The 1,683-nt window shown below is 49.3% G+C and carries 2 protein-coding genes; one reads left to right on the top strand and one right to left on the bottom strand.

The genetic code is table 11. The features are described 5' to 3' along the window. The coding region (locus VLA04_01125; GenBank protein ID HSI20298.1) for a hypothetical protein at positions 1-598 on the bottom strand (598 nt) is incomplete at its 3' end. 185 nt (positions 599-783) lie between these two features. On the opposite strand from VLA04_01125, the gene VLA04_01130 reads away from it, so the two are divergent. Then, on the top strand, positions 784-1,590 hold the full coding sequence (locus tag VLA04_01130; protein HSI20299.1) for an inositol monophosphatase: 807 nt from the start codon (positions 784-786) through the stop codon (positions 1,588-1,590). Positions 1,591-1,683 lie beyond the last annotated feature (93 nt).

Raw genomic sequence — 1,683 nt, forward strand, 5'->3', positions numbered from 1 at the left:
TGAGTGAGCGCAATAGGAAGGTCCAGTTGTCCTCGACAAATTTGCGTACCTCGGCGGAGTGGTCAAAGAGTTCGCCGCAAGAAACGATAAGGGCCGAGGCGCTGTCCCGGGCGGGTATGGAAAATCGCACATTGTTGTAGACTGCATGGGCTTCTGGTCGGGTGATGAGGTCAATACCCATCCGTTTGAGCCAGCGAAGCGGCGGCACGTAGTTGGCCCAGTGGCGGACATACTCTACCCGCAACGGCAAGCGGCCACTTGGTTGGGCGTGGGAAAGAATAGTAGTAAAGGTTTCCACGGCCATTTGCGGGTCAAACCGGCCAAAGACGGCGCAGGCCAGGGCGGCGTCTCGCGTCCACACCTCTCCCACAAATTGGCTGTTGCGATCGGCCGAAGTAAACATGCCGATGCAGGTTTGGGTGGCTTGGGCTGTTATTTCTAAAGCCTGTGCATTCATTTCATCCCGTACTCTGTCCTGCCCTTCTTGCTTGAGTAGGAGCTGAAGGAAGGCTTTGCGGGCTCTGGCAGCGCTATGGTGGGGCCGGTCGGCTAGTTTTTCTAGGTCTGGCTGCAGGCGGGCTCGCTCCTCGCGATTCATGCAATTGGAAATCTTTGGTCCAATTACTTTGTATGAACGCCGGTCTGAGTGCCGAGAACGAGGCGAGTGATTCATGGGTTAATGGTAGCATTCATCGTTGGGCAAACAAAAAACACTCAGACATAACTCATCAGAGTGAAGGTGCTCCCATGCCGCAGTTACACTATTTCTGCTTAACTAAGCATATGGACTACAAAGACTTTATCACCTCTTCTCTCGAAGAAGCGGCAGAGATTGCCAATAAGAACTTTGGCAAAGTTGTGGGCGTTACTAAGGCTGATGATAATAATCAGGTACTTACTGAAACAGACCTAGAAATAGGGAAGTTGTTAGTAGCGAAGATTGAGCGGGAGTATCCCAACTTCAATGTTATCGATGAAGAAGCAGGGGTAGTCGACAAAAAATCAGACTTCACCTGGGTAGTTGACCCCATAGATGGATCGAGCAACTTTGCTTCTGGAGTACCGACATATGGTATTTACCTTGGTTTGCTTGAGGGTGGTTTCCCAGTTGCCGGAGGTATTATGCTTCCTGCTCAAAATGAACTGTATGTGGGGATTAGGGGAGAGGGGGCTTTTTGTAATGGGACCCAAATTCAGGTATCACCTGAGAGCAATCTGCTAAAGGCCTTAGTTTCTTACCAAATAGATGGCCATCAGGAAGAACCTTCTCTTACGGAGGATGAAGCGGTGTTGTTAGGGAAGATAATTCTCAAGACTCGTAATCTGCGCACCTCAGGTAGTGCTTTTGAGTTGGCAATGGTTGCTCGAGGAGCATATGGCGGGGTGGTAAATAAGACTAGTAAGATTTGGGATAACGTTGCGGCTCAAGCAGTTATTGAGGCTGCGGGCGGAAAGTACACCGATTTTTATGGAAATGAGATGGACTACAGCGAGCCATTAACTAAGGCGAAGCAGAACTTTACCTATTGTGCCGCTGCTCCTGAGCTTCACAATCAGTTGCAAGAAATTATTGGGGCACATACAAAATAGGGTTACTGGTATTGGGGGCCACACGAGAATTACCATTGCACTACCCCCTTCCTTTTCTAGTCAATCAAAAAGAAGGAGTGTTTTTGATTTGGT

It is taken from the genome of Verrucomicrobiia bacterium (genome assembly GCA_035460805.1).
Lineage (GTDB): Bacteria > Patescibacteriota > UBA1384 > CAILIB01 > CAILIB01 > DATHWI01.